The organism is Rhodococcus sp. NPDC056516, from assembly GCF_042794655.1.
Classification (GTDB): domain Bacteria; phylum Actinomycetota; class Actinomycetes; order Mycobacteriales; family Mycobacteriaceae; genus Rhodococcus_F.
The window spans coordinates 247,562-271,727 of record NZ_JBHTTG010000007.1; the positions used below are offsets into that span (position 1 = coordinate 247,562).

Annotated in this window: 23 protein-coding genes; 11 read left to right on the plus strand and 12 right to left on the minus strand. The window is 63.7% G+C overall.

The genetic code is table 11. The features are described from left to right. Positions 1–283 precede the first annotated feature (283 nt). Together ACFQ6Y_RS22380 and ACFQ6Y_RS22385 are read left to right on the plus strand one after the other, a co-directional pair. Positions 284–1,702 (plus strand): amidase, encoded by a 1,419-nt coding sequence (locus tag ACFQ6Y_RS22380; protein ID WP_378538181.1) that lies wholly within the window; start codon positions 284–286, stop codon positions 1,700–1,702. 4 nt (positions 1,703–1,706) lie between these two features. Beyond that, positions 1,707–2,261 carry a TetR/AcrR family transcriptional regulator gene (locus tag ACFQ6Y_RS22385; RefSeq protein ID WP_230813893.1) on the plus strand — a complete coding sequence of 185 codons (555 nt, stop codon included), beginning with the start codon at positions 1,707–1,709 and terminating at the stop codon, positions 2,259–2,261. Between the two features lie 49 nt (positions 2,262–2,310). On the opposite strand, the gene era is transcribed toward ACFQ6Y_RS22385, so the two are convergent. From era to ACFQ6Y_RS22410, 5 genes are all read right to left on the minus strand, one after another. Further along, the gene (gene era, locus ACFQ6Y_RS22390) at positions 2,311–3,228 is read right to left on the minus strand and encodes a GTPase Era (protein WP_230813895.1); all 918 of its coding nucleotides are present in this window, start codon (positions 3,226–3,228) and stop codon (positions 2,311–2,313) included. A gap of 24 nt (positions 3,229–3,252) precedes the next feature. Next, positions 3,253–4,557 carry a hemolysin family protein gene (locus ACFQ6Y_RS22395; RefSeq protein ID WP_378447894.1) on the minus strand — a complete coding sequence of 435 codons (1,305 nt, stop codon included), beginning with the start codon at positions 4,555–4,557 and terminating at the stop codon, positions 3,253–3,255. A gap of 21 nt (positions 4,558–4,578) precedes the next feature. Then, positions 4,579–5,121: an rRNA maturation RNase YbeY gene (ybeY, locus tag ACFQ6Y_RS22400; RefSeq protein WP_003944525.1), complete on the minus strand. Its 543-nt coding sequence runs from the start codon at positions 5,119–5,121 to the stop codon at positions 4,579–4,581. Between the two features lie 48 nt (positions 5,122–5,169). Then, entirely contained in the window at positions 5,170–6,258 is a 1,089-nt protein-coding gene (locus ACFQ6Y_RS22405; protein WP_378637277.1) for a PhoH family protein, read from the minus strand. 112 nt (positions 6,259–6,370) lie between these two features. Further along, the gene (locus tag ACFQ6Y_RS22410; protein ID WP_378637281.1) at positions 6,371–7,066 is read right to left on the minus strand and encodes a TetR/AcrR family transcriptional regulator; all 696 of its coding nucleotides are present in this window, start codon (positions 7,064–7,066) and stop codon (positions 6,371–6,373) included. A gap of 128 nt (positions 7,067–7,194) precedes the next feature. Between ACFQ6Y_RS22410 and ACFQ6Y_RS22415 the strand changes: the two genes are divergently transcribed. Next, complete coding sequence (locus ACFQ6Y_RS22415; protein ID WP_378637285.1) at positions 7,195–8,799, plus strand: MFS transporter; 1,605 nt, start codon at positions 7,195–7,197, stop codon at positions 8,797–8,799. Here the strand turns inward: ACFQ6Y_RS22415 and ACFQ6Y_RS22420 are convergent. The 5 genes from ACFQ6Y_RS22420 to hrcA form a co-directional block, all read right to left on the minus strand. Then, complete coding sequence (locus ACFQ6Y_RS22420) at positions 8,791–9,567, minus strand: alpha/beta hydrolase family protein (protein WP_378637290.1); 777 nt, start codon at positions 9,565–9,567, stop codon at positions 8,791–8,793. The two genes, ACFQ6Y_RS22415 and ACFQ6Y_RS22420, sit on opposite strands and share 9 nt — an antisense overlap. 16 nt (positions 9,568–9,583) lie before the next feature. After that, positions 9,584–10,822 (minus strand): Ig-like domain-containing protein, encoded by a 1,239-nt coding sequence (locus ACFQ6Y_RS22425; RefSeq protein WP_378637294.1) that lies wholly within the window; start codon positions 10,820–10,822, stop codon positions 9,584–9,586. A gap of 124 nt (positions 10,823–10,946) precedes the next feature. Further along, positions 10,947–11,708 (minus strand): 16S rRNA (uracil(1498)-N(3))-methyltransferase, encoded by a 762-nt coding sequence (locus ACFQ6Y_RS22430; RefSeq protein WP_378637299.1) that lies wholly within the window; start codon positions 11,706–11,708, stop codon positions 10,947–10,949. Between the two features lie 2 nt (positions 11,709–11,710). Further along, on the minus strand, positions 11,711–12,862 hold the full coding sequence (dnaJ, locus tag ACFQ6Y_RS22435) for a molecular chaperone DnaJ (RefSeq protein WP_378637304.1): 1,152 nt from the start codon (positions 12,860–12,862) through the stop codon (positions 11,711–11,713). An 80-nt stretch (positions 12,863–12,942) separates the two neighbouring features. Continuing rightward, positions 12,943–13,986: a heat-inducible transcriptional repressor HrcA gene (hrcA, locus tag ACFQ6Y_RS22440; RefSeq protein ID WP_003944583.1), complete on the minus strand. Its 1,044-nt coding sequence runs from the start codon at positions 13,984–13,986 to the stop codon at positions 12,943–12,945. A gap of 157 nt (positions 13,987–14,143) precedes the next feature. Here hrcA and ACFQ6Y_RS22445 point away from each other — a divergent pair, with 157 nt between their 5' ends. Further along, the gene (locus ACFQ6Y_RS22445) at positions 14,144–14,467 is read left to right on the plus strand and encodes a type II toxin-antitoxin system VapB family antitoxin (protein WP_003944521.1); all 324 of its coding nucleotides are present in this window, start codon (positions 14,144–14,146) and stop codon (positions 14,465–14,467) included. 3 nt (positions 14,468–14,470) lie between these two features. Here ACFQ6Y_RS22445 and ACFQ6Y_RS22450 read toward each other — a convergent pair whose 3' ends face one another. Beyond that, positions 14,471–15,091 (minus strand): hypothetical protein, encoded by a 621-nt coding sequence (locus ACFQ6Y_RS22450; RefSeq protein WP_378637308.1) that lies wholly within the window; start codon positions 15,089–15,091, stop codon positions 14,471–14,473. 35 nt (positions 15,092–15,126) lie between these two features. Further along, positions 15,127–16,353: a radical SAM family heme chaperone HemW gene (gene hemW / locus ACFQ6Y_RS22455; protein WP_378637312.1), complete on the minus strand. Its 1,227-nt coding sequence runs from the start codon at positions 16,351–16,353 to the stop codon at positions 15,127–15,129. A gap of 484 nt (positions 16,354–16,837) precedes the next feature. Here hemW and ACFQ6Y_RS22460 point away from each other — a divergent pair, with 484 nt between their 5' ends. The 7 genes from ACFQ6Y_RS22460 (at position 16,838) to ACFQ6Y_RS22490 (ending at position 24,079) form a co-directional block, all read left to right on the plus strand. Beyond that, positions 16,838–18,568 carry a nitrite/sulfite reductase gene (locus ACFQ6Y_RS22460; protein ID WP_378637316.1) on the plus strand — a complete coding sequence of 577 codons (1,731 nt, stop codon included), beginning with the start codon at positions 16,838–16,840 and terminating at the stop codon, positions 18,566–18,568. Continuing rightward, a complete protein-coding gene (locus ACFQ6Y_RS22465; protein WP_378447884.1) occupies positions 18,565–19,278 on the plus strand; it encodes a phosphoadenylyl-sulfate reductase in 714 nt (237 codons plus the stop codon). Before ACFQ6Y_RS22460 ends, ACFQ6Y_RS22465 begins: the two co-directional genes overlap by 4 nt. Further along, a complete protein-coding gene (gene cysD, locus ACFQ6Y_RS22470) occupies positions 19,275–20,210 on the plus strand; it encodes a sulfate adenylyltransferase subunit CysD (protein ID WP_007731054.1) in 936 nt (311 codons plus the stop codon). Before ACFQ6Y_RS22465 ends, cysD begins: the two co-directional genes overlap by 4 nt. Beyond that, positions 20,210–21,496, plus strand: coding sequence for a sulfate adenylyltransferase subunit 1 (locus ACFQ6Y_RS22475; RefSeq protein WP_058039406.1), 1,287 nt, complete (start codon positions 20,210–20,212; stop codon positions 21,494–21,496). The genes cysD and ACFQ6Y_RS22475 overlap by 1 nt, the downstream gene beginning before the upstream one ends. 4 nt (positions 21,497–21,500) lie before the next feature. Further along, positions 21,501–22,256, plus strand: a complete 756-nt coding sequence (locus ACFQ6Y_RS22480) for a sirohydrochlorin chelatase (protein WP_378637322.1) — start codon at positions 21,501–21,503, stop codon at positions 22,254–22,256. Positions 22,257–22,350: 94 nt separating this feature from the next. Next, on the plus strand, positions 22,351–23,127 hold the full coding sequence (locus ACFQ6Y_RS22485) for a DUF998 domain-containing protein (protein ID WP_378538141.1): 777 nt from the start codon (positions 22,351–22,353) through the stop codon (positions 23,125–23,127). Between the two features lie 55 nt (positions 23,128–23,182). Next, entirely contained in the window at positions 23,183–24,079 is an 897-nt protein-coding gene (locus ACFQ6Y_RS22490) for a universal stress protein (protein ID WP_378538139.1), read from the plus strand. The last annotated feature ends 87 nt before the right edge of the window (positions 24,080–24,166 follow it).

The following is a 24,166-nucleotide window of genomic DNA, read 5'->3' on the forward strand; positions in this document are numbered from 1 at the left end:
AAAACCGCCGAGAATCAGAGCAACGTAGGCCAGATCGGCCATGAGCTTCCCTCTTCGAAATCTTTTGCCGTGCTGCTGTGCATCGCAGCCATGACGCTCGGTCGCCTCGACCGGGTGCGCTCTCTCAGCTTCGACCTCGGTTAGGACGGATTCCGCGTCTCTGACGATCCACTTACGCACCGACCTGGCGTCTTGACGCGATCTTGACGCGGAACCGAACGTGCCTAATACTGAAACAAGTTACTGTTCGTTCGAACGAACAGTTTTTTGCGAAGGGAAACCGATGACTTCTCGAACCGACCACGATCTCGCCCCCGGTCTCGTCGACCAGGTTGCGAGTCTGGCTTCGGGCGTCACCTCGTCCGTCGCGGCGACCGAGGCAGCGCTGGCCCGGATCGACGCAACTCAGCCTCATCTCAATGCGTTCAAGATCGTGCGGCGAGAGAAGGCACTCGAGGAAGCTGCCGAGGCCGACAGACGTCTCGCGCTCGGTGAGCGCCTCCCGCTACTCGGTGTGCCGATCGCAGTGAAGGACGATGTCGACATCACCGGCGAACCCACCGCATTCGGTTGCCCTGGTGATTTCCCGGCCAAGACCGAGGACTCGGAGATGATTCGACGCCTCCGCGACGCCGGCGCAGTGATCGTGGGCAAGACCAACAGCCCTGAACTGGGCCAGTGGCCGCTCACCAGCGGTTCCGCATTCGGTTACACACGCAATCCGTGGTCGCGTCACCACACCCCCGGAGGATCGTCGGGCGGCACCGCCGCGGCTGTCGCGGCCGGATTGGTCAGCGCCGGAATCGGTTCCGACGGTGCCGGTTCCATCCGGATTCCGGCGGCCTGGACCAACCTCGTCGGAATCAAGCCGCAGCGCGGGCGCATCTCCACCTGGCCCGACGCCGAAGCTTTCTACGGCCTCACGGTCAACGGCCCGCTCGCCCGCACCGTCGCCGACGCCGCACTGTTGCTCGACGTCGCTGCGGGCAACCACGACGGCGATCTCCACAAGCCGACACCGGTGACGGTCAGTGACGCGGTAGGACGCGACCCCGGCAAGCTGAAAATCGCTCTTTCCCTCCGCAATCCATTTACTGCCACTCCCGTGAAGCTGGACCCCGAGGTGCGCCTGGCCGTACATTCGATCGCCGATACTCTGCGGGAACTCGGACATCACGTCGTCGTCGACGATCCCGCGTACGGCCTGATCTTCGGTCTGAACTTTCTGCCCCGCTCACTCGTCGGAGTTCACGACTGGCTCGGACGCGTTCCCGACCCGACACTGGTCGATGCCCGAACACGCGGAAATGCCCAGAACGGCAAGCTACTTCGCGGCGCACCTCTGCGCGCAGCCCGCGCAGCCGAGCCGCGGATGCGAAAGCGGATCGGAGCGATCTTCGACACCTACGACGTCGTCCTGGCACCCACGACGGCAACTCCACCGATCATGGCGACCGCCATCGACGGCATCGGTGGTTGGGACACCGACAAGGTCATGACCGGCGCCTGCCCGTACGCGTGGCCGTGGAACGTCCTCGGCTGGCCCTCGGTCAACGTGCCGGCCGGATTCAGCAAGGCCGGCCTTCCCATCGGTGCGCAGTTGATGGGCAACGAGAACACCGAACCGCTGTTGGTCTCGCTTGCCTCACAATTGGAATCGGTCCTGCGTTGGGATCAGGTCCGCCCCGAGCCGTGGTGGTGAATCGATGAGCAACCGCGACGTTCGCGAGCGAATACTCGATGCCGTTCTGCACGTCGTCGGTACCGACGGCATCCCCGGCGTGAGCAACCGGCGCATCGCCGCGCAGGCGGGCGTCTCACTCGGATCGATCACGTATCACTTCGCGAGCCAGTCGGACATGCTTCGGGCTGCGCTGTCTCGTTTCGTGACAGACGAGACGACGCGCCTGCGAGCCTTGGCCGAGGAGTACCGCGACAAAGGTCTGAGCGTCGAGGACGCCGCGGCAATTGCCGAGAAGGTGACGCGAGACCTGTCGTTCTCCGCCGAGCGGATCGCGCCGTTCGAGATGTACATCGCCGCCGGCCGAGACCACGAGCTACATCAGGTGGCGGTCGAATGCTTTGCCGCATACGACGATCTGACCGTCACGATCTTGACGGCACTCGGTATACCGGATCCGGAGTCGATTGCATCCACTCTCGTCGCCGTCATCACCGGCCTGCAACTCCGACGCCTGGCTACAGGCGTCGACGATCAGGACATCGGTGCGGCGATCCTCAGGGTCCTCCGGCCCCTGTGAGCGGTTAAGCAGTCCCTGGACTCCTTAACCGCTCACGGGGCCGGAGGCCCTAGAAGCCCAGCCGGCCGAGCTGTTTCGGGTCGCGCTGCCAGTCCTTGGCGACCTTGACGTGCAACTCCAGGAAGATCCGCACACCGAGCAGCTTCTCGATCTGCAGGCGCGCACTGGTACCGACTTCCCGCAACCGCGCGCCGCCCTTACCGATGACGATGCCCTTCTGGCTGGGCCGCTCGACGTAGAGCAGCGCATGGACGTCGAGCATCTCGCCCTGCTTCTCGGTGCGACCCTCACGCGGGATGACCTCCTCGATCACTACGGCCAAGGAGTGCGGCAATTCTTCACCGAGACCCTCGAGCGCAGCCTCACGGATGAGTTCGGCCATGAGCACCTCTTCGGGCTCGTCCGTCAACTCCCCGTCCGGGTAGAAGGCCGGGCCCTCGTCCATCAGACCGGCAAGGACGTCGACCAGGATCTCGACCTGCTCGCCCGACTGCGCGGACACCGGGACAACCTCGGATTCGGGGCCCAGCAGGGTGGACAGCGCGAGCAACTGCTTGCCGACGGCGTCGCGGCTGACCTTGTCGATCTTGGTCACGATGCCGACCAACTTGGTCTTGGGCGCCATCTGACGGACCTGCTGCACGATCCAGCGGTCGCCGGGCCCGATGGCCTCGTCAGCCGGGATGCACAGGCAGATGACGTCGACCTCGGAGTAGGTGTCACGAACCAGGTCGTTGAGACGCTGCCCGAGCAAGGTGCGGGGCTTGTGCAGTCCCGGGGTGTCCACCAGGATCAGCTGCGCATGCTCGCGGTGAACGATGCCGCGAATCGTATGGCGCGTCGTCTGCGGGCGCGAGGACGTGATCGCGATCTTGCTGCCGACCAACGCGTTGGTCAGCGTGGACTTACCCGTATTGGGTCGACCCACGAAACACACGAAGCCTGACCGGAATTCGTTGTTGCTCATAACTGCTCCTCGCTGAACACTCGCTCAGTCATCGGTGTCTTCTGTCTCTTCGTCTTCGGACCGCGGGATGCGCTGCACGAACACCGTGCTGATGCGTACCCGTCCCCGGCCCGTATTGGTTCCCTCGCCGCGCAGGATCAAACCGTCGTACTCCACTTCGGAACCGGGAAGTGGAACACGGCCGAGTACGTATCCGATCAGCCCGCCGACGGTTTCGACCTCGTCGAGTTCGAGTTCGAGATCGAACAATTCGCCGAGGTCTTCGATCGGGAGCCTTGCGGATACGCGGAACATTCCGTCGCCGAGATCCTCGATCGGCGGCGTCTCGTCCTCGTCGTATTCGTCGGCGATCTCACCGACGATTTCCTCGATGACGTCCTCGATCGTGACCAGCCCGGCGATTCCGCCGTACTCGTCGACGAGGATCGCCATGTGGTTACGGTCGCGCTGCATCTCGGCCAGCAAGCTGTCGAGCGGCTTCGAGTCGGGAACGAACACGGCGGGCCGCATGACGTCGCAGACGTTGACGTTTCGTCCGCCGTCAGGCAGGTGGTAGGTCTGCTTGACCAGATCCTTGAGATAGACGACTCCGAGCACGTCGTCGACGTTCTCCCCGATGACCGGCAAGCGCGAGTGACCACTCCGGACCGCCAACGACGTTGCCTGCCCGGCATTCTTGTCGTTCTCGATCCACACCATGTCCGTGCGGGGCACCATCACCTCGCGCGCTGACGTGTCTCCGAGCTCGAAGACGGACTGGATCATTCGGCGTTCTTCGTCGGCCACGACGCCGCGTTCCTGCGCCATGTCCACGAGTTCGCGCAACTCGATTTCCGAAGCGAACGGACCGTTGCGGAAGCCCTTACCCGGGGTCAAGGCGTTACCGACGAGGATCAGGACGCGACTGATCGGCCCGAGCAGAACACCGATCCAGAGCAGTGGCAGAGACGCTGCCATCGCGATCGAGTACGCATGTTGGCGCCCAAGCGTTCTCGGTCCGACGCCGATGACCACGTACGAGACGAGAACCATGATCACCGCGGTGACGGTCAGTGCCCAGCCCAACGAGAGGACGTCGATCAGGCCGCCCACGAGTACGACGGTGGCCGTGATCTCGCACAAAATGCGAAGCAGGACCATCAGATTCACGTATCGCGGACGATCGGTCAGGATGCGTTGCACTCGCGCCGCACCGGCTCGCTCTTCCTTCGCCATCTCGTCGATGCGCGCCGACGAAATGGTGTTGAGCGCCGAGTCGACGGCCGCGAAGACACCACCGACCGGGACAAGAGCAATCGCCAGAACAAAGAGCGCTATGGCGCTACTCACTACAGAACCCCCGGATAACTGTTATCGGTCCACTCCGTCGACGAAACCCGTCTTACCGAGCAGCTTCTGATCACGTTCGGCCAGTGCTGCTTCGCGGTCGATACGGCGAAGGTCTTCGTACCACTCTTCGAGGAGGCTGTTCTGCAAGCCGAACATCTCTTTCTCCTCTTCCGGCTCCGCGTGGTCGTAGCCGAGGAGGTGCAACACACCGTGAACGGTCAGGAGTGCCAGTTCGTGAGCCAGTGAATGCCCGGCCTTGTCGGCCTGATCCGCAGCAAAAGACGGACACAACACGATGTCGCCGAGCATCGACGGCCCCGGCTCGGGGGAATCGGGACGGCCACCGGGCTCGAGTTCGTCCATCGGGAACGACATGACGTCGGTCGGACCCGGCAGGTCCATCCAGCGAACGTGCAGATCCGCCATCGTCGCGGAGTCGACGAGAACCATCGACAGCTCGGCCGCCGGATGGACATCCATCCGAGCGATCACGAAACGGGCAACGCTGATCAACTCCGGTTCGGAGATGTCCATGCCCGATTCGTTCGAGACCTCGATGCTCATGTGCGACGCTCTTTCCTGGGAAAAGTAGGGGTTGATGCGTCGCTCAGCCTACCGTCGCGGTGAATGAGCATGTGCAGCGCGGCGCTGCGCACGGTTTCCGACCGCCAACTCGCCGGACCGATCCGATTCGTGACGCTCGTAAGCGTCGACGATGTGGGAGACCAGCCGATGACGTACGACGTCGCTGCTGTCGAGAGTGGCGAAATGAATATCGTCGATCCCGGTGAGGATTTCGGATGCCGCACGCAGACCCGAGCGGGCTCCGCCCGGCAGATCGACCTGGGTCACGTCTCCGGTGACCACGATCTTGGAACCGAACCCGAGACGGGTCAGGAACATCTTCATCTGCTCGGCCGTGGTGTTCTGCGCTTCGTCCAAGATGATGAAGGCGTCGTTGAGCGTGCGGCCACGCATGTAAGCAAGCGGAGCGACCTCGATGACCCCGGCCTGCATCAACTTCGGAATCGCCTCGGGATCCATCATGTCGTGCAATGCGTCGTGCAGCGGGCGCAGGTACGGATCGATCTTCTCGTGCAACGTGCCGGGCAGAAAGCCCAGTCGCTCGCCGGCCTCGACTGCCGGCCTGGTCAAGATGATCCGAGAGACCTGCTTGGCCTGCAACGCCTGAACGGCCTTGGCCATGGCGAGGTAGGTCTTGCCGGTACCGGCCGGGCCGACTCCGAACACGATGGTGTTCTCGTCGATGGCGTCGACGTAGCGTTTCTGGTTCAGAGTCTTCGGCCGAATCGTCTTGCCCCGACGCGAAAGAATGTCGAGGGAGAGGACCTCGGCCGGAGACTCGCCGACCTCGTTAATGAGCATGCCGATGGTTCGCCGGACAGCATCCGGTGCGATGGGCTGCCCCCGACCGGCCAGCGACGCCAACTCACTGAACACACGTTCTGCCAGCGCTACATCGGCAGGCATTCCGGACAAGTTGATGGTTCCGCCACGTACGTGAATATCGGCACGAAGCTCACGTTCGATCGCGGTGAGATTCTCGTCCGTCGCCCCCAGGATTTGACGCACGGTCTCCGGCGCCAGATCCATACTCGAACGGACGGTGCGCTCTGCAGGCAGAGCGCGCTCGGTGATGGTGGTTACACGGTTCCCGTCGAGTTCACTGTGTTCACTCACGTGGTGAATATGGCCTGCTTTCTGGTCCGATCAGCCCACTCGACTCGTGAGCCTCGATACTTCGAAGTCTAGCGCCAGAGTCGGACACGGCCCACTTGTTAATCGTCGCGGCTCAATCCTCGCGGCGACCGGACGGCAGCGATTCTCGGATCCATTCCGACGCTTCGGCGACAATCTCGGCACTTCGCTCCGGACTGATACCAGCGATGACCAGGCACACCGCGGCAAAGGATTCGCCGGAGTCCGTGATGAGCCCACTGTTGGCCTGATCGAACAAAGTGATCGTGATCGCCTCGGTCATCGCCACCAAAGTCTCGGCCGGCAGGTACGTCGAGAACGTCCCGTCACGCTGACCGCGCTCGACGACGCTGATACTCACTGCGCGCGCGGGCTCCATCAGATCGAGAATCCGCTGCTCCCCCAACTCTTTGCGAGCAAAGCTGAGCAGCATCCGGAATCGATCGCCGACCGGCCATGACAGCAATGCCAGTACGGCAGTCGCCAGATCCGGTCGCTCGGGCGGCTCACCGGCTTGGCTCAGCGCGGCAACGAGATCGGTCGACGCCTCGTCCACGATGCCGTTGATCAGGGCCTCACGGCTGTCGAAATGCGCGTAGACGGTTCGCCTGACCACACCGGCGGCCTTCGCGACGTCGTCCATGCTCGCATCCGGATCGGCGGCGAATGCGGTGATCGCCGCCTCGATGATGCGATTGCGATTGGCCGCGGCCTGACTACGACGCTGCCGTCCGCCCGATTCGGTAGTTCCCGAAACGACTGTGCCCGAATGCGTCAACGCGCGTTCCACCTCTTTCGACTGCCCAACTGTGATCTAGGTCAATCATAGTTGCACATCGGTGTGCAAGTTATTAACTTACACATCAGTGTGCAAATAGATCGAGGAGTGTCTTCGATCATCAGGAACGGAGTCGCGTCATGACGACACTCATGAGCAAACCTGTCTCGGAAATGGACCAGCCGTACTCACGGCGGTGGGCCGCGCTCGGGGTGTTGTGCCTGAGTCTGCTGATCGTCGTGATGGCGAATACCGCGCTGATCGTCGCTGCGCCGGACATGACCAGAGACCTCGGCCTCACCAGCACGCAACTTCAATGGGTCATCGACGGTTACACGGTCCCCTACGCCGCGCTGATGCTGCTGTTCGGCGTGATCGGTGACAAGTACAGCCGCCGTGGATCGCTTCTGGCCGGACTCGCCGTGTTCGCCGGCGGCGCCGTGTTCGGCAGCATCGCTGACACCACCAACGCTGTCATCGCTGCACGAATGATCATGGGCGTCGGCGCCGCGATCATCATGCCCGCGACGCTCTCCCTTCTGGTCGCAACATTTCCCAAAGCGGAGCGTTCACGCGCCATCGCGGCGTGGGCAGCGACGTCGGGTCTCGCGATCGCGCTCGGCCCGCTGCTGGCCGGATGGATTCTCGACAGCCATTCCTGGAGCATCACTTTCCTGATCAACGTCCCGATCGCCGCGGTCGCCGCCGTCGCCGCGATCTTCCTGGTGCCGCCGAGCAAGGCGGAGCACCTGGGCCGCATCGACTGGATCGGCGGCGCACTCTCGGTGGTCACCATCGGCTCGCTCGTGTACTCGATCATCAACGGATTCCACTTCGGGTGGAGCGGCGGACCCATCGGTGCCGCTGCACTCGCCGCGATCGGCCTCGCCTCGTTCGTGGTCTGGGAACTGCGCCACCCGCAGCCACTGCTCGACGTCCGTAAGCTCGGCCAGCGCATGGTCGGCGGCGCGACGCTCGCTGTACTTCTGTTGTTCCTGGCCGCCTTCGGTGCCATCTACTTCATCTCGCAGCAATTCCAGTTCATCCTCGGATACGGGGCACTCGAAACCGGTGTTCGTCTGCTGCCCTTGGCAATTGCCGTCTCGATCGGCGCAGTGGTCAGTGGCCGAGTCACCCCACTGATCGGCGTCCGAGCGTCCATCGTCGGCGGCATGGTCGTCGCCGCGATCGGCGTTCTGATTCTCACGCAGGTCGACGGCGATTCGGGCTACTGGATGTTCGCAGTCCCACTGATCCTGCTCGGCCTGGGCATCGGCCTCAGCGAACCGCCGGCCACCGACGCCATCATGGACAACTTCTCCGAGGACGATCTCGGCGCTGCGGGTGGCCTCAACGACACCGCCATCGAACTCGGCGGCTCGCTGGGAATCGCGATCCTCGGCTCGATCCTCGCTGCGAGCTACAAGGATTCGATTGCCGGATTCATCAATGGCATGCAGGTTCCGCAGTTGACAGGCGAACTTGCGCAACAAGCCGCGTACGCGATGGAGGTGTCGGGCGAATCCGTCGGCGGCGCTTCGTTGGTCGCCGAAGAGATGGCAGGCAACCCGTTGGCTGCAGCTCAGGCACAGCCGTTGCTCGAGGCGGCCGGCAGTGCCTATGCCGACGCGATTTCGGCGGCCAGTTGGGCGGGCGGGCTTGCCCTGTTCGTGGGCGCAGTTGTCGTCGCGTTCATCCTGCCGGGCAAGAAGGTCCCCGTGCAAGAAGGCCCTGTGTCAGTCTGACGTGATCGGAGCCAGCGGGTCTTCGGCGAGAACCAACTCGCGGGAGACCCGCCAGGACTCGGTCGAGGGTGAAAGAAAGGCATCGTGTCCTTCGCCCTCGATCACACGCAGCGCGACGGGATCACCAGCCGCTTCGGCAGCTTGTGCATACCGGGAGCTCACCTTGGCCGGCACCTGCAGATCCTGCGCACCCGTGAGGCACACAACGGGAACACCGATCGGCAGTCGATGCTGCGGCGACGCACTGCGATACAGATCCGGGTCCGCGTCGAACGGAACGCCGAACAGATCCTCGATGAAGCTGATCCGTCGTCCACGCTCGCCTGCCGACGCCAGATCGAGTGCGGCCGCCTGGGCGATGACCCGTTCGGGTCGGGTGAACGTGTCCTTCTCCCCCGCCAGCCATACGGCGAGATGTCCGCCGGCCGAATGCCCGAGCAGGCGTACCTGCTTCAGATCGAATTCGGCCGAAGACTTCGCGGCAACCAGTCCGGGGATCTCGTCGTACGCGGCTTTCACGTCGGCGGACATCTCCGGCCAACGACCGCCCGCCCCGAGACGGCGGTATTCGATGTTCCACACCGCGACGCCGTGCCGCGCGAGTTCGACGGCAAATGCGGTGCCCAGAGTCAATCCGTACTGCCCGCTCCAGAAGCCGCCGTGGATCTGCATGACGACCGGGATCGGGCCGTCAGCGACTCCGTCGGGAACGTAGAGATGCCCGAACTGCTGCTCGTGTCGGCCGTACGGAATCTTGAATCGAGGCACCGGAGGAAATCTTTTCTCAGGCGAGGGCGCTGCCTGCGGCCCAGTCTGCCCAGGAAAGGGTCCAGTCGCCGTTCTGCCACACCTCCAGCGGAGCGCCGCCGGTGTTCTTGATCTCGACGACGTCTCCCGGCTGCGAGAAATCGAAGAACCATTTGGCGTTGGCCGCACTGAGATTGAGGCAACCGTGCGAGGTGTCGGTGTTTCCCTGCGCCCAGACGGTGCTCTCCAACTCGTGAAGATAGATGCCGTCGGTGCTGATGCGGGTGGCCCAGTTGATGGATTCCTTGTACCCGAGGCGCGAGTTGATCGGCAGGCCGTAGGTCGACGAATCCATGATCACGGGATTGGCCTTGTCCATGACCGTGTACGTGCCCGGCTGGGTCCAGAACGAGAGAGTCGTGCCGCCGATCGTCTCGGTGCCGCCCATTCCCATCGAGGTCGGCATTTCCTTGACCACCTGACCGTTTTCGTAGACCGTCACCATCTTGGTGTTGTCGTCGGCGACCGAGACGTGAGAGTCACCGATCTTGAAGGACACGGTGTCGTCCTGCTGGCCGTACAGACCGTTGCCCAACTGCTTGCCGTAGATGTTCGCGTTCACCGACACCGTCGTGCCTGGTGCGTAGTAATTCTGCGGACGCCAGTGAACGTTCTGACCGTCGACCCAGTACCACGATCCCTGCACCGGCGGATTGGTGGTGACCACCAGAGACTTCTCGGCCGCGGCCTTGTCACCGATCAACTCGTCGAAATGGACGGCGACGACCGTGCCGACGCCGTACGTGCCGCCGTCCGAGATCGAGGCGCCGCCGGTGGTGTTGATGTACGCGCGAGTCTGATTGCTCGGAGCGACCGTCGTCAGCGTCGTGTTCTTGGTCGTGGCAACACCATTCGCGTCGACGGCGTCGACGATCAACTTGTAGGTCTTGCCGTACCCGAGCGGTTCGCTCGGCTTCCAGGACGTCTTGTCCGGCGTCGTGATGCCGGCGACTTCCTTACCTTCGGGGTTGGTCAGCGCGACGGTCGTCAGCGTTCCCTTCGCGACCTGGACTTCGATGGGATCGAGCGGACTCACCGGGGTTCCGCCGTCCGCCGGTGTGACGGTGACGAGCGCCTCGCTGGTCGGTGTGGTGGTGACGGCACTGCTGGAGGAACCCGAGTTGTCTCCGGTGGAGACTGTGCACCCCGCGACGAGCATCATCGCCGCCGCGGCACACACCGCTCCAACGATTCGCATATGCGCACGTGACAACATCTGGCCTCCTGAAATCCCCGAACCAACTCACGCCGAAGGCGACCCCCGACGTCCCTACGATAGTGCGCAAATCTGACACTTCGCTGAACCGCCGGATCCGATTCAGCTCGGGATCACAGCAAGATCAGTGCAGTGGTCGCGGTCCCCAGCGATCGGTCAGCACTCCGATTGCTCCCAGCGCAACGGCTCCGGCTGTCGACGTACGCAGGACCGTCGGGCCGAGAAGCACCGGAGTGGCCCCGGCCTCCGACAACGCACTGATCTCCGAATCGTCCAGTCCACCCTCGGGACCGACAACCAGAAAGACCTCGTCCGCGCTCGCCAGCGGCAAGCCGGCCAACGGCGTCGTCGCCGATTCGTGAAGCACCGCAACCACAGCGCCGCGGGCAACGGCGTCGCGAACCAACGTGATCACCGCCGCCGTCTTGTGCAGCTCCGAAATCTCCGGGACGAATGCGCGCCGAGATTGCTTCGCCGCAGACACGGCGGCACTTCTCCAGCGTGCGACGCCCTTGGCGAGCTTCGGTCCCTCCCACTTGGCCACACACCGCAGGGACTGCCACGGAATCACCGCGTCGATCCCCGCCTCGGTCGCCAGTTCGACTGCCAACTCGGAACGCTCGGCCTTGGGAAGTGCCTGAACAAGTGTCACCAGCGGCTTGGGCTGCTGCAGAACCTGGACGTCACCGACCAACAGTTCCAGGCGATCCTTGCCGACGCTCGTCACCTCGGCATCGGCTACCCGGCCACGACCGTCGGCCAGAACCAAACGCTCGCCGACGCCGATCCGACGGACGGTCGCCGCGTGGCGACCCTCCTGCCCGTCCAGAACCGCGATTTCACCGACACCGGGAACCGGGTCGAGAAAGAAGACCGTTGCGGCCACCGTCAGCGGCCGCTGAATGCTTCGCGAAGACGCGAGAACAATCCACCGCTGTTCTGCGAGTTGGTCGAGACAACTTCGGCCTCGTCACGATCGCGGAGCAGCTTGAATTCCTTGAGCAGCTTGGACTGCTTGTGATCGAGACGGCTCGGGATGACCACTTCGAGGTGAGCGTGGACGTCGCCGCGCACTCCCGACCGCAGTTTCGGCATGCCATGACCGCGAAGAACAGCAACGTGTCCGGGCTGGGTGCCTGGCTCGATGGTGATTTCCTTGGGGCCGTCGATGATGGTGTCGACGGTGACAGTCGTACCGAGCGCTGCGTCGACCATCGGAACGCGGATCGTGCAGTGCAGGTCTTCACCGTCTCGAACGAAGACGTCGTGCTGCTGCTCGACGATCTCGACGTAGAGGTCGCCGGAGTGTCCGCCGCCTGGGCCCACTTCACCCTGCGCGGTCAAACGGATGCGCATGCCACCGGCAACGCCCGCGGGAACCTTCACGGTGATGTCACGCTTGGCCCGAACTCGGCCGTCGCCACCACACTTGTGGCAGGGATCCGGGATGGTCTCACCGGCACCGCGGCACGTCGGGCAGGGACGCGAAGTCATGACCTGGCCGAGGAACGAACGCTGGATGGACTGAACTTCACCGGCACCGTTGCAGGTCTCGCAGCGCACCGGCTTGGAGTCGCCGTTGGTTCCGGCACCGGTGCAGCTGTCGCACAGGATCGCCGTCTCGACGGTCACGTGCTTGCTGACTCCCGTCGCACATTCTGCGAGGGTGAGCTTGGTGCGAAGCAACGAGTCGGCTCCGGGCTGAACTCGACCGCGCGGGCCACGTCCTGCGCCGCCACCGCCGCCGAAGAATGCTTCGAAGACGTCGCCGAGGCCACCGCCACCGAATCCGCCGCCGAAACCGCCACCTCCGCCGCCACCGGACTCGAGGGGGTCTCCGCCGAGATCGACGATGCGACGCTTCTCCGGGTCGGTCAGGACCTCGTAGGCCGTCGAGATCTCCTTGAACTTGGCCTGCGCTGCCTCGTCAGGGTTGACGTCCGGGTGCAGTTCGCGTGCCAGCTTGCGGTAAGCGCGCTTGAGCTCCTGGTCTGTCGCGTTCTTGTCGACGCCGAGCAATCCGTAGTAATCCCGTGCCACGTTGAGTCTCTCGTCCTTCTCTTACTTCTAGGTTTTCCTCAGTCCTCGCGAGGAGGTGTGTCGACGAATGTCGACACCCGTCATCGCTCGGAGAGAACTTCGCCGATGTATCTGGCAACGGCGGCAACCGATGCAATTGTTCCCGGATAGTCCATCCGAGTGGGTCCGAGCACACCGACACCACCGAAAACGGTACCGGCCGCGCCGTAGCCAGTCGAAATCACGGAGGTTCCGCGCATCTGCTCGACCTGCGTCTCTTCACCGATCTGAACGGTGACCGTGCCGGAATTCTGCGTCGCAGCGAGCAGTTTCAGGACCACTACCTGCTCTTCCAGTGCCTCGAGCACTGCGCGCAGCGATCCCGGAAAGCCGGCCAGACCGGAGAAATCGGCGGCGTTGCGCGTGAGGTTGGAGGTTCCGCCCAAGACCAGGCGATCTTCCGGATGCTCGACCAGGGTCTCGACCAGAACGGTTGCCGACCGGATCACGGCGTCGCGCAGGTCGGCCGGAGATTCGTCGGCCAGTTCCGCCACGGCAATCGACGCGGCGGCCAGGCGCTTGCCTTCCAGTGCTCCGCCGAGAAGCGTGCGCAACCGGGACAAATCCTCATCTTCGAGAACGTCCCCGAGTTCGACGATTCGTTGATCGACGCGGCCGGAATCGGTGATGAGAACGAGGAGCAGACGCGCGGGCGTCAGCGCTACCACCTCCAGGTGGCGAACCGACGAAGCGGACAGCGACGGGTACTGGACAACCGCGACCTGACGGGTCAGTTGCGCGAGCAGTCGCACACCTCGACGCAGGACGTCGTCGAGGTCGACGCCTGATTCCAAGAACTCGAGGATCGCTCGACGCTCCGGCCCGGACATGGGCTTGACGTCGGCGATGCGATCGACGAACTCGCGGTATCCCTTGTCGGTGGGGACGCGCCCGGAACTGGTGTGCGGTTGGGCGATGTAGCCCTCGGCCTCGAGGAATGCCATGTCGTTGCGCACAGTGGCGCTCGACACTCCGAGGTTGTGACGCTCGACCAGTGCCTTGGACCCCACCGGGTCCTGGGTGGAGACGTAATCGGCCACGATTGCACGTAAGACCTCGAAACGCCTGTCGTCGGTACTCGACATCGTTGCCACCTCCGTTTCCTGAACAGAACGAACACCGACATTTACACATCGGTTCCCACTGGCAGTCTAATCGCCCGAGCGCCAGAGACGGCTGTTGCCCTTACTGTGGAGTGAGATCGGTGAACGGCCGATCGCACAACCACGGACAAGGCGGCACATGATCTTCAAAGGCGTGATGGACGGCAAACCGTATCCCGATCACGGACTGTCTCTACGCGACTGGTCGAAGTTCCCTCCACGTCAGGTTCGACTCGACGAGATCGTGACCACCACGAAGGTCCTCGAACTCGATCGCCTGCTGTCCGAGGACTCGACCTTCTACGGCGATCTGTTCCCTCACGCAGTGCAGTGGCGCGGCACCCTTTACCTCGAGGACGGCCTGCACCGAGCGGTTCGCTCCGCCCTTCGAAACCGCGTCGTACTGCACGCGCGTGTCTTCGACTTCGACGCAATGCCCGGCGTCATCGAGGGCGTCCGCTGACGCTCAGGCGACGGTCACGAGCAGCGCAGGAGTCGTTTGCCCCGGCCAGGTTCCAGTGAGCGTTTCCGAGTCCGAGACTCGATCTGCGCCGATCACTCTCGCCACGGTCAGCTCCAGGCCTCCCGCGCTGATGATCGTGTCGGTGCCGACTGTCGAGCAGGTCACCGATTCGACGACCGGTACCGACGCCCCGGCCTTACCGCTACCCGTGACGTGAGCGGTCACCGGAATGTGATCGCCCGAATCCGCGAAGACCAATTCGACCCCGGTACCGCCGGTGAGAATCGCGGTCGCCAACGCGGTCACGTAAACCGGATCACAGCACGCGTCGTACACCCACCTCTCGCCCAGCACCGAATGATCCATGGTTGCGATCAGTGCAGCGTCCGCCCCGGCCAGCGGAGCACCACGGTAGGTGAGCGGGACCTGAAGAATTCGACCGTCTGCCGAGCGGAGCAGGTGCGTCTCGATTCCGACCTCACCGTCCGGGTCGTCGAAACGATAGGCGTCGACGCGTTCGAGCGTCGAACAGTCGACGGAGCCGAGCCACGGCTGCGTAGGTACCCACGCTCGGAGCAAGTCGTTCTTGGACGGATTCAACTGCGCACGATGAATGATGGCCACCACGGCCACATTACGCGGCGAAGGATGGTGGCGCGTCAGGTCAGGATCGTGCGAATCACCGCATCGGCGAGCAGGCGACCACGGTCGGTCAGAACCACGTGATCTTTCTCGATCACAGCCAACCCGTCGACGACCACCTGTTCGGCCGAAACCCGTTCGGATGCAGACAGTTCCGAAAGCGGAAGCCCGGTACGCAAGCGTGCGGTCAACATGACGCGCTCCATGTGTTCGTCCTCGGCCGTCAGTTCTTCACTGCCGCCGACAGGAAGTTCACCGAGCGCCAACTGTTCCGCATAGCGCGCCGGGTGCTTGACGTTCCACCACCGCACTCCACCGACGTGACTGTGCGCGCCCGGTCCGGCACCCCACCAGTCACCGCCGTCCCAGTACCCGAGGTTGTGTCGGCAACGGGTGTCACCGGAGTCCGCGGTTTCCGCTTTTGCCCAATTGGAGACCTCGTACCAGTGCAAACCCGCTTCGGCCAGGCGTGAATCGATTCGTTCGTATCGTGAGGCCAGCACGTCGTCGTCCGGGGCGGGCAGCTCGCCGCGCCTGACCTTGCGAGCCATGGCGGTGCCGTCCTCGACGATCAACGCGTAGGCCGAGACGTGATCGACATCGGCGGAGAGGACCGCATCGAGTGAGGCGTCCAGATCTTGATCGCGCTCCCCCGGCGTTCCGTAGATCAAATCCAAGTTCACATGCGAAAAACCAGCTGCACGAGCCTCTTTCGCGGCAGCGACGGCGCGGCCAGGAGTGTGCGTGCGGTCGAGGATCTTCAGAACGTGCTGAGCCGCGGACTGCATGCCGAGGGAAATCCGAGTAAATCCGGCACTACGGAGAGCACCGAAGAATTCCGGCGAGGTCGATTCGGGGTTCGATTCCGTGGTCACCTCCGCGCCCGATGCCAAGCCGAAACTGCTGCGCACCGCCGACAGCACGTCGGACAGTCCGTCGCCGCCGAGCAGCGACGGCGTTCCGCCACCAACGAACACCGTGTCCGCCGCCGGGGCGCCCGTCATCTCGGCTGCGAGATCGAGTTCGCGCCGCAGACCTTCCAACCACGACTGCGGCGACGCCGAGGTTCCGAGTTCACCGGCCGTGTAGGTGTTGAAATCGCAGTACCCACACCTGGTGGCACAGAACGGGACGTGGATGTAGATCCCGAACGGCCGTTTCCCGACACCCTCGAGCGATCGCGCGGGCAAGGCGAAGGGTGTCGCCTCGCTCTGTCGAGTGGGAGTCGTACTGGTGGCATTCACGACTCCAGTGTCCCAGCATCCGGAATGCACACCTATTCAGCCTGCGATGCAGGTTGGCACGTGGCTTGAACTCGATATTTCCCCCATTTTTCGTGGAAATATGTCCCCGAGTCGGAATTATCGAGTTGACGTGGCACAATGGTCCGCATGACCGGACTCGGAGTGCGACTTGTGGCGCGTCGCCATGTCGACTTCAAGCGTGTGTGCAGCTCGTCGTGTCTGCACCTGTGTAGCTGTTGATCCTTCACTGATCTTCCAGCCTTTCCCGCTCATCTCCATCTGCTTCACCGAAACAGCTCTTCCAGAGACGGCTCCTCCAGCTGTTCGTTTTCGTGAGCACACCTGCCGGCCGCGAGCTTTCCGAGACCGAGGACAGCCCCCTCGATTTCCGACACGGACCGGTGCGTCCCGATCAGACACCGCCACAGTTCATCGCTAGTGCGTGCCGCGTGCCGATCAACCGCCCAGATCCAGGAGTTCATCGATGACGTCGACCACCGACGCCGCCACACCCGCCGATTCGGCAGCACCCGCCGAAGCTCGGCCCGCCCGCGCCGCACGTCCTGCCAAGCGTCGCGCCGAAGGTCAGTGGGCCCTCGGCTACCGCGAACCGCTCAACGCCAACGAGCAGGCCAAGAAGGACGACAACCCGCTCAACGTTCGGGCCCGCATCGAGAACATCTACTCCAAGCAGGGCTTCGACAGCATCGACAAGAGTGATCTGCGCGGCCGCTTCCGCTGGTGGGGTCTCTACACCCAGCGCGAAGAAGGCTACGACGGCACCTTCACCGGCGACGAGAACATCGATCTGCTCGAGGCCAAGTACTTCATGATGCGCGTGCGTTGCGACGCCGGCGCTCTGAACGTCGAGCAGCTGCGCACCATCGCCGGTATCTCGAAGGAATTCGGCCGGAACACCGCCGACCTGTCGGACCGTGAGAACGTCCAGTTCCACTGGATCGAAGTCGAGAACGTCCCGGAGATCTGGAAGCGCCTCGAAGCCGTCGGACTCAAGACCACCGAGGCATGTGGTGACTGCCCGCGCGTCGTCCTCGGTTCTCCCCTGGCCGGCGAATCGCTCGACGAGGTCCTCGATCCCACTCCGGCGATCGACGAGATCGTGCGCCGCTACATCGGTGATCCCAAGTACTCCAACCTGCCGCGCAAGTTCAAGACCGCCATCTCCGGTCAGCAGGATGTTGTTCACGAGATCAACGACATCGCCTTCATCGGCGTGAACCACCCCGAGCACGGCCCCGGCCTCGACCTCTGGGTCGGCGGCGGCCTGTCCACCAACCCGATGCTGGCGCAGCGCGTCGGCGCCTGGATCCCGCTCGACGAGGTTCCCGACGTCTGGGAGGGTGTCGTCTCGATCTTCCGTGACTACGGCTACCGCCGTCTGCGCGCGAAGGCCAGGCTCAAGTTCCTCGTCAAGGACTGGGGCATCGAAAAGTTCCGCGAGGTTCTCGAGACCGAGTACCTGAAGCGTCCGCTCATCGACGGCCCGGCGCCGGAGAAGCCCAAGCGCCCGATCGATCACGTCGGCATCCAGAAGACTCGCAACGGCGACAACGCAGTCGGTTTCGCTCCGATCGCCGGCCGCGTCTCGGGAGACATCCTGGCTCAGGTCGCCGACGCTGCCGAGAAGGCCGGCAGCGACCGGATCCGCTTCACGCCGTACCAGAAGCTGATCATCCTCGACGTCGCCGACGAGACCCTCGAGCCGCTCATCGCCGATCTCGACGCACTGGGCCTTCCCGCCCGTCCGTCGCACTGGCGCAAGAACCTGATGGCCTGCTCCGGCATCGAGTTCTGCAAGCTCTCGTTCGCCGAGACACGCAAGCGTTCGCAGGTGCTCGTGCCCGAACTCGAACAGCGTCTCGCCGACATCAACAGCCAGCTCGACGTGCCGATCACCATCAACATCAACGGTTGCCCCAACTCCTGCGCTCGCTCGCAGATCGCCGACATCGGCTTCAAGGGCCAGCTCGTCGACGACGGTGAGGGGAATCAAGTCGAGGGTTTCCAGGTTCACCTGGGAGGCAGCCTCGGATTCGACAGCGCCTTCGGACGCAAGCTGCGCCAGCACAAGGTCACCAGCGTCGAGATGGGTGACTACATCGACCGCGTCGTACGTCAGTTCGTGAAGAACCGCAACGAAGGTGAGCGGTTCGCCGAATGGGCAGTGCGCGCAGACGAAGGAGATTTGCGATGACAGTGGACATTTCGCGAGCAACTGCCGACGAGCTTCGGTCCATCGCCGAGCGCGGTGCCGTAGAACTCGACGGGGCCAACGCACAGGAACTGTTGCAGTGGACCGAGGACACGTTCGGCGACTCGTACATTGTTGCGTCGAATATGCAGGATGGTGTGTTGGTTCACCTTGCTGCGCAGGTTCATCCAGGCGTCGACGTTCTCTTCCTCGACACCGGCTACCACTTCCCCGAAACCATCGGCACGCGTGACGCGGTCGAGCAGGTGTACGGCGTCAACGTCATCAATGCGCGTGCGCTGGCAAGCGTCGCCGAGCAGGATGTCGCCGAGGGCAAGGATCTGTTCGCCCGAGATCCCAACCGCTGCTGCGCTTTGCGCAAGGTCGCACCGCTGAAGCAGACATTGTCCGGGTACAGCGCATGGGTGACCGGCATCCGCCGGGTCGAGGCCCCCACCCGCGCCAATGCTCCCCTGATCTCCTTCGACGATGCCTTCGGCCTCGTGAAGATCAACCCGATCGCTCCGTGGTCGGACGAGGAGATGCAGAACTACATCGACACCCATTCCATCCTCGTCAATCCTCTTGTCGACGAGGGATATCCGTCCATCGGCTGCGCACCCTGCACCAGCAAGCCAGCCCCCGGCAGCGATCCGCGTAGCGGTCGTTGGGCCGGTGCCTCCAAGACAGAATGCGGGTTGCACGCATCATGACAGTTGACTTGACACCTTCACGTCCTCAGCTCGACGGCACACAGTTCGATACTCTCGACGCCCTCGAGTCCGAAGCGATCCACATCTTCCGAGAGGTGGCCGGCGAATTCGAACGCCCGGTCATCCTCTTCTCAGGCGGTAAGGACTCCACGGTGCTGCTGCACCTGGCGATCAAGGCCTTCTGGCCTGCGCCGTTGCCGTTCACCCTGCTGCACGTCGACACCGGCCACAACCTGCAGGAAGTCCTCGACTTCCGCGACCACGTGGTGGCCAAGTACAACCTGCGCCTGCACGTGGCGAGCGTCGAGGAGTACATCGCGGACGGTCGCCTCACCGAGCGCCCCGACGGTATCCGCAACCCGCTGCAGACCGTGCCGTTGCTGGACGCGATCTCCGAGAACCGCTTCGACGCCGTCTTCGGTGGCGCTCGCCGCGACGAGGAGCGGGCCCGCGCCAAGGAGCGGATCTTCTCGCTGCGCAACGCTTTCGGTCAGTGGGACCCCAAGAAGCAGCGCCCGGAACTGTGGAACCTGTACAACGGTCGCCACTCCCCCGGCGAGCAGGTGCGAGTCTTCCCGCTCAGCAACTTCACCGAGCTGGACATCTGGCGTTACATCGCCCGCGACAACGTCGAACTCGCCAGCATCTACTACGCCCACCAGCGTCCGGTGTACCAGCGCGACGGCATGTGGATGACGCCCGGCGTCTGGGGTGGACCGGCTGACGGTGAAGAGCTGCAGACCCTTTCGGTGCGTTACCGCACCGTCGGTGACGGTTCGACCACCGGCGCAGTCCTCTCCGATGCGGCTGACAACGAGGCCATCCTGGCCGAGGTTGCGGCATCACGTTTGACCGAGCGCGGCGCGACCCGTGGCGACGACCGAGTTTCCGAAGCGGCCATGGAAGACCGCAAGCGAGAGGGCTACTTCTGATGAGCGATCTGCTCAGACTGGCAACTGCCGGCAGCGTCGACGACGGAAAGTCCACCCTCGTGGGCCGTCTGTTGTACGACACCAAATCCGTTCTCGCCGACCAGATCGACGCCGTCACCCGCGCGTCGGTGGACCGCGGTCTCGACACCCCCGACCTCTCGCTGCTGGTGGACGGTCTTCGCGCCGAGCGCGAGCAGGGCATCACCATCGACGTGGCGTACCGCTACTTCGCGACCCCCAAGCGCACGTTCGTGTTGGCCGATACACCGGGCCACGTGCAGTACACCCGCAACACCGTCTCCGGTGCCTCGACGGCGCAACTCGTGATCTTGCTGGTCGATGCCCGCAAGGGTGTCATCGCGCAGACACGTAGGCACGCAGCGGTTCTCGCGCTCCTCGGTGTTCCGAAGCTGGTTCTCGCCGTGAACAAGATCGACCTCGTCGAGAACCCCGAAGAGGTTTTCACCTCGATCTCCGCCGAGTTCAACGAACTCACCAGCTCGCTGGGCTGGGCAAGCGAAGATGTCGTGGAGATCCCGGTGTCTGCGCTGCACGGAGACAACGTCGCGATCCGCTCGGACAAGACCCCGTACTACACCGGTCCCACGCTGATCGAGCACCTCGAGTCGATTCCGGTCGACGCCGAGCCGCATCGCGTCGGCCTGCGTTTCCCGGTGCAGTACGTGATCCGTCCCCGCACCGCCGAGTTCCTCGACTACCGCGGCTACGCCGGTCAGGTTGCCGCCGGTTCCGTCGTGCCCGGCGACGAAGTGGTGATCCTGCCCTCGGGTACGCGCACCACCGTCACTCGTATCGACACGGCCGACGGCGAACTGGACGTCGCCCACGCGGGACGCAGCGTCACGTTGATCTTGGCCGACGACGTCGACGTCTCACGCGGCGACACCATCGCCTCGCCGTCGGATGCACCCGAGCCGATCGGCGAATTCGACGCCACTGTCTGCTGGCTGGCCGAGAAGTCGCTGCGCCCCGGCGCACGTCTGCTGCTCAAGCACGGCACGCGTACGACGCAGGCCATCGTGGGCAGCTTGGTGGAGCGCTTCAACGAGCAGGACCTGACCACGGATCAGGGCCCGGAGACTCTCGAGCTCAACGAGATCGGGAAGATCTCGATCCGGGTTGCCGAGCCGATCGTGGCTGACGACTACGCCGTCAACCGCCACACGGGCAGCTTCCTGCTGATCGATCCCGCGGGTGGAAACACTCTCGCAGCCGGCCTGGTCGGCGACGTCATCTCCGCCGTCGAATTGGGCGAGCGCGTCTAAGTCGATGGTTCCGCTCATTGCTGTTGCGCACGGCAGCCGTGATCCCCGTTCTGCTCGGGTGATCGCGGCTGCTGTGGCAGCTCTTCGTGAAGCCCGGCCAGACCTCGATGTCCGGCTGGCGTTTCTCGACCTCAATGCACCGTCCGTCGATCAGGTCCTGGACGGAGTTGCACACGACGGCCACACTCACGCCGTTGTTGTTCCGACGCTGCTGGGCAAGGCCTTCCATGCTCGGGTAGATCTGCCCGGGCTCTTGGCCGCTGCCGCGACACGCCACCCCCAGCTGACCGTGTTCCAGGCAGACGTACTGGGTCGTGATGCTCGGCTGATCGAAGCAGTGCGCGAGCGAATTCTCGAAGCGGGTGCCCGGCGGGACGATCCGTCGGTCGGTGTCGCACTTGCGGCAGTCGGCTCGTCCGACGCGCGCGCCAATGCCGCGACCGCAGAATTGGCGTCCACTCTCCTCGGCGGAACCAACTGGTCGGGCGTTCGAATCTGTTTCGCGACATCCGCGGAACCGACAGTTGCCCAGGCGATCTCCGCACTCGAGCAGGACGGCGCCGAACGTGTTGTCATCGCACCGTGGTTCTTGGCTCCCGGCCTACTGACCGATCGACTGAGCGCTGCCGCCGCGACGGCATGTCCGCGCGCGCGTTTCGCCGACACGATCGGTGGGCATTCTCTACTGATCGAAACGATGATCGACCGTTACCGACAAGTCGCTGATGCACTACCCGACCGTCTGGTCCGCTCCGCCTGATCCGGTTTCACAGGCCGTTATCAGATTGTTACCGTAGTGTTGGATCTGTCCAGCTCGCGAAGGTTCCTCCTTCGCCTGCGAAACAGATCTTTGGGTGCAATCCCCTCAGAGCGCCGCGAGAGGGAACACCATCACTCACAATCTTCGCCTCGGCACAGCTGGCATCGCATGGGTCCTGTCGGTGCTCTACCTGCTTGTCGAAATCTTCACGGCCGGCGCCTGGAAGACGCCGTACAGCTTCGCGCGCGACTCCATCAGTTCGCTCGGTGTGACGACATGCAGTGTGGATTCGTGTTCGCCGATGCACGATGTCATGAACGCTGCGTTCATGATCCTCGGTGCGCTCACCATCCTCGGTGCGGCCTTGCTGCACAAGTACATTCCGGACGGTCGTGCGAAGAAGTGGATTCTCGGACTTGCCGTCGTCGTTGCACTGAGCACCGCGGCCACCGGCCTGTTCCCGGCCAACGACGGGACTTTCGTTCACTGGACTGCCGTGCTCCCCGGCTTCGTCGCCCGGCACGCAGTTCTCGTACTCATGGCCATATCTTTCTGGCAGCATCGTAGGTGGATCGCAGTGTGGTCGGGACTGTGCGCGGCCACCGGAATCGTCGGCGCCGTACTGCTTCTCGGACGAACCCTCACCTTCGGCCTGGGTGAACGCCTGACGCTGTACCCGCTGCCCATGTGGATGGCGGTCACCGGCGTCGCAGCCCTGCTCGCATTGATGCGCCGAACCGTGTTGAAGAACGTGGAACTGACACTGCCCGGTAACGGATTCATCACCGCTCTGTTGTCGTTGCGCCCGCGCCGATCTCGCGCAGCAGTGCCCACCGACGTTCTCGCACCACGGGAGCTGACCAGTTTGTAGCGAACCGGGGGTGAGCAGGGACACACTGGTAAGGAGGCGACGCGAGGAGACTTCCATGACCAGTGCACCTGTTCGACACGGAATCGTGGCCGGTATCGACGGCTCGGCAAGCGCGGTCAACGCCGCGAGGTGGGCAGCATCGGCTGCAAAGAGATTCGACGAACCACTTCGCTTGACCCACGTGCTGCCAGGACAACCCGAGTCCGGTGGAGGTACCAACGTCACCGACGAAGAGATGTTCGACCACCACCTTCGCGTCGAGGGTGCAAAATTACTCGACGAGGCCGAGGACGCCATCCGTGATGATCACACCGACGTCACCATCGAACGCGGCCTCGTGACTGGTACTCCCGCAACCACACTCGTCGAACTCTCGAAGTCGGCGCGCATCGTTGCACTGGGTCAGGCCGGCACCAGCGAAATGCAGTCCGTGTTTCTCGGATCCGACACCATTCGGGTGGTCAACCGTGCGCACTGTCCCGTGGCCGTATTCCGAGGAACGGGTGATCACGCGATGGCCGACACCAGGCCCATCGTCGTCGGCGTCGACGGGAGCAAGCTCAGCGAACTCGCCGTCGCGCATGCTTTCGAGTTTGCCGCGTTCCTCGGCGCACCTTTGGTGGCGGTCCACACGTGGAACGAGCACGCCTCGCTCGGCGGCTATTCCGAAGCCAGGCGCTTCGTCGACTGGGGTCCGTACGAGCAGCATGAGCATGCACTGTTGTCCGAGTGCCTTGCCGGTTGGACCGAGAAGTACCCCGACGTCGAAGTCACCCGAAGCGTCCAACGAAGCGGACCGATGAAGGCGCTGCTCGAGCATTCAGCGGAGGCGCAGCTTGTAGTCGTCGGTAGCCACGGACGCAGTCCGTTCATGGCGTCGATAGTCGGTTCGACCAGTCAGAGCCTGATCCACCACGCCCAGTGCCCGGTCCTCGTTTGCCGCGAGGGCTGAACCTGTCTCGCTGTTGCCCCACCCTATTTTTTTCTGAGCGAACGGCACCTTCGGGGCCTTCAGTAGACCGAAAGTGCCGTTCGCTCA